3 protein-coding genes are annotated in these 3,971 nt (G+C 62.6%); 2 read left to right on the top strand and 1 reads right to left on the bottom strand.

The genetic code is table 11. The annotated features are described in order from the left end of the window. Positions 1–62: 62 nt before the first annotated feature. Positions 63–1,694, bottom strand: a complete 1,632-nt coding sequence (gene cysS, locus B3C64_RS07710; RefSeq protein ID WP_291534890.1) for a cysteine--tRNA ligase — start codon at positions 1,692–1,694, stop codon at positions 63–65. A gap of 137 nt (positions 1,695–1,831) precedes the next feature. Between cysS and B3C64_RS07705 the strand changes: the two genes are divergently transcribed. Both B3C64_RS07705 and B3C64_RS07700 read left to right on the top strand, forming a co-directional pair. Continuing rightward, positions 1,832–2,560, top strand: a complete 729-nt coding sequence (locus B3C64_RS07705; RefSeq protein ID WP_291534889.1) for a type 1 glutamine amidotransferase — start codon at positions 1,832–1,834, stop codon at positions 2,558–2,560. A 353-nt stretch (positions 2,561–2,913) separates the two neighbouring features. Beyond that, positions 2,914–3,971: ABC-F family ATP-binding cassette domain-containing protein (locus B3C64_RS07700; RefSeq protein WP_291534888.1), on the top strand; the 1,058-nt coding region annotated here is incomplete at its 3' end.

Below are 3,971 nucleotides of genomic sequence, written 5' to 3'. Positions count from 1 at the left end.
CGAAAAGACACCCATTTGCGGGAACGTCTATCGCAGCGTATCGGTGCGGACGCGCTTCAGCATCATTTCAGCGACCAGGTGGAGCCCTGTGGGCCGTCTTCGATGGCGATTCCCGCGGCGTTGAGCGCGTCGCGGATCGCGTCGGCCTTGGCGAAGTCCTTGGACTTGCGGGCTTCGGCACGTTCCGTCAGCTGCTCGGAAACGAGCTTGTCGAGTGCCTCATGCTCCGCGGAGTCCGCGTCGGAACCGGCCGCGCCGCCGGCGGCACCACCGTTCACCCACGGTTCGGCCAGCGGGTCGAGTCCCAAGGTGTCGAGCATCGCGCGCACGTTGACCAGCACCTCGCGCACCTCGGCCTTGGCCGCATCGGAGTCCGCGCGGTCGGCGAGCTTCGACAGCAGGGTGTTGCCGGAACGGATCGCGGTGAAGATCGCGGCGGATGCGCCGGAGACGTTGATGTCGTCGTTCATCGCGGCGATGAAGTCGGCCGGAAGCGCATCGGCGGAAATCGAAGCGATCTCCTCATGGGAAGGCTGTTCGCCGACTGCGGCGCCGGCGCGCTCGATGAAGTTCGCCACGCGGTCATACGCGGATTTCGCCTCGGCGAGCGTCTGGTCGGACCATTCCAGCATCGAACGGTACTGCACGGAACCGAGTGCGTAGCGCACCACCCAAGCGGAATTCTCGGCGAGCACCGCGGGCACGGACAGGCCGTTGCCGAGCGACTTCGACATCTTCTCGCCCTTCGCGGTGACCCATGCGGAATGCATCCAGCGCGCGGCCGATTCGTAACCGGCGGCGCGCGTCTGCGCCATCTCGTTCTCGTGGTGCGGGAAACGAAGGTCGAGTCCGCCGCCGTGGATGTCGAACATATCCTTCAGGTAACGGTGGCTCATCGCGGAGCATTCGATATGCCAGCCCGGGCGTCCCGTGCCGAAGGGGGTGTTCCAGCGCGCGTCGAGCGGGTCGGTGCTCTTCGGTGCCTTCCACAACGCGAAATCGCGCGGGTCGTGCTTGTCGGGGGACATGTCGGCGGGGTCGACCGGATTGTATTTGTCGTTGCCGGCGCTGTCGACGGACGGGCCCATCGCATCGGCGACTTCGGCGGCGGCGTCCACTTCGGTGGTCTGTTTCTGATGCGTCAGCTCGCCGTAGTGCGGCCAGGAGGCCACGTCGAAGTACACATTGCCGGTCGGCTTGCCGTCCTCGTCGTACACCACGTAGCCGTGCCCGTTGTCGATGATCTTCTGGATGAGGTCGATCATGTCGATCATGTGGCCGGTCGCGCGCGGCTCGTATGTCGGCGGTTCGACGCCGAGCGTGTTGTACGCCTCGGTGAACTCGCGCTCGTAGATGTAGGCGCGCTCCCACCACTGCTGGCCCGCGGCCGCCGCCTTGTCGAGGATTTTGTCGTCGATGTCGGTGACGTTGCGCACGAACGTGACCTTGTATCCCAGACGCTCGAACCAACGGCGCACCACATCGAAGGCGACGGCCGCGCGGATGTGGCCGATGTGCGGCGAGCTCTGCACGGTGGCGCCACACACGTAGATACCGACCTGGCCGGGTTTGATCGGCGTGAAATTCGACACCGTGTGCGAGGCGGTGTCGTACAGCTTCAGTCCTGCGGCGGCCTTGGCCACCGCGGAGGTTCCGGAAGTGTTGGTATTCTGCGGTTTCTGCGTGTTTGTCATACCCATGAGAATATTGCCAGAATCGGACATAGGAGGTGTGCCGGCCAATGAATGAAACGGTGCGTGGAACATCATGGAAATCATCGTTTTTGTCGGAATGGTGAACGTCGTTTACGAGAATGAGTAACAATAGGGGCATGAAGCAATCGCAGGTGTTGATTTTGCAGCACGTTCCGTGGGAGAAGCCGGGACGCATTCTGGACAGCTTGGACGATTTGGGCCTTGCGTACCAGGTGATGAACATATCGAAGGAGAAGAAGCCGGATCTGCCTGAATTCGAAGACGTCGCCGGCGTGGTGATCATGGGCGGGCCGATGGGTGCCCTCGACACCGACAAGTATCCCGGATTGAAGGTCGAGGCGAAGCTGGCGCGCGCCGCGGTGAGCGTCGGCAAGCCGCTGCTCGGCGTGTGCCTCGGGCATCAGATCATCGCCACCGCGCTGGGCGCGAAACTGAAGAAGGGCGACGGTCCGGAAATCGGATTCGCGCCGATCAAGCGCATCGACCGCCATGATTACTTTTCGATGTGGAACAAAACGCTTGACGTGCTGCACTGGCATAACGACGTGGTGACGTTGCCGGATGGCGCGTATCCGCTTGCGAGAAGCGAGAAGACCAAGAACCAGGCGTTCCGGTTCGGTTCCGCGTTGGGCCTGCAATTCCATCTGGAGGTCACGCCGACGCTGCTGGAGGAATGGCTTGACGAGCCGAGCATGGTCAAGGACCTCAAGGCCGCGGGTGGTTCCAAATCGCAGCTGCGCGACGATTTCGCCCGATGCAATCCGCAATTGCAGCCGCTTGCCGACCAGGTGTTCTCCGGTTTCGCGGCGCGCTGCAACTCCTACGCCCAGTCGCTGCAGAGATAAGAGATAACGTAGGGATAACGAATGTCAGGTTTGTCTGGGTCGCTGCAAATTTTGGATAATTTCCGATAATCCTGCGTGAAACTACTTTCGAACGCCTTCCGTAGGGGGTTTCTTGGTTCCGTAGGTGGTTGGGTAGCGAATCGGGGTTGCGAAAGGGCCTTATTCAGGCCTTTTTCTTACGTGGTATCCGAGGACAACCGCCTACGGAAGCGAAAAACCGCCTACGGAACCTTGTGCGGCGTGCTCTGTGGTTCGGATCGCGCCAAGCGCCCGCGCGGCTCTGCGCAGCGCCACGCGCATACGCACATATGCATAGGCGGCAGTGTTCCGTCGTGCCGCTACATTGGTGAGTTATGCCGACTTATGATTTGGGACTTGAACACGTTTCGCTTGCTTTCGCGACCAAGAACATCTTCACCGACGTGACGCAGGGCGTCTTCGAGGGCGACCGCATCGGCATCGTCGGCAAGAACGGCGATGGCAAATCCACGTTGCTGCATTTGTTCCGCGGCACGCAGGAGCCGGATTCCGGCCGCGTGACCATGCGCAACGGCCTGACGTTCGGCATGCTCGACCAGCGCGATCCGCTCGACGATAACGCCACCGTGCGCGAGGCCGCGCTGGAAGGCCGTGAGGATTACGAATGGGCTGCGGAAACGAAGTCGCGCGAGATCGTGGAGGCGCTGCTGGGCGGCATCAGCCTAGATGCGAAGATCGGCTCGCTGTCGGGCGGCCAGCGCCGCCGCGCGGATTTGGCGCGTCTGCTGCTCAAGGATTGGGACATCCTCGCGCTCGACGAGCCGACGAACCACTTGGACGTGGTGACGATCCACTGGCTCGCCGAGCACCTGAAGAACCGCTGGCCGGCGGGGCAGGGCGCATTGCTGCTCGTCACCCACGACCGTTGGTTCCTCGACGAGGTGTGCGAGTCGATGTGGGAAGTGCACGACGGTGCGATCGACCCGTTCGAAGGCGGTTATTCCGCGTATATGCTGCAGCGTGTGGAACGCGACCGCCAAGCCGACGTGCGCGAGACGAAGCGCCGCAATCTGGCGCGCAAGGAATTGGCGTGGCTGACCCGTGGCGCGCGTGCGCGCTCCACCAAGCAGAAGTTCCATGTGAAGGCCGCGCGTGAATTGATCGCCGATGTGCCACCGGTGCGCAACACGTTGGAATTGAAGCAGATGGCGACTTCGCGACTCGGCAAGCAGGTCGTCGATCTGATCGACGTGACGCAGATCTTCGAGCATGCGCAGGGCGAATCGGACATCGACCCGGATGCGGCGCAGATGGAGGCCTCCGCATCGCGCGTGGACGTGGTACCGGCCATGTACGCCGAACCGCAGGTGCACGGCAGCGTCGAAGTGGCGGTGGACGATCTGACGGATCCGCGACTGGTGGACGCCGGCGT

It is taken from the genome of Bifidobacterium sp. UBA6881 (genome assembly GCA_002451435.1).
In the GTDB taxonomy this organism is placed as follows: Bacteria; Actinomycetota; Actinomycetes; order Actinomycetales; family Bifidobacteriaceae; genus Bifidobacterium.
The sequence above is the reverse complement of the archived record's forward strand: the minus strand, read 5'-3'. Positions and strand labels throughout refer to the sequence as shown.

Excerpts from the sequence above, each read along its gene's own strand:
- cysS (WP_291534890.1), bottom strand. The coding sequence starts at position 1,694 with ATGACAAACACGCAGAAACCGCAGAATACCAACACTTCCGGAACCTCC.
- B3C64_RS07705 (WP_291534889.1), top strand. The coding sequence starts at position 1,832 with ATGAAGCAATCGCAGGTGTTGATTTTGCAGCACGTTCCGTGGGAGAAG.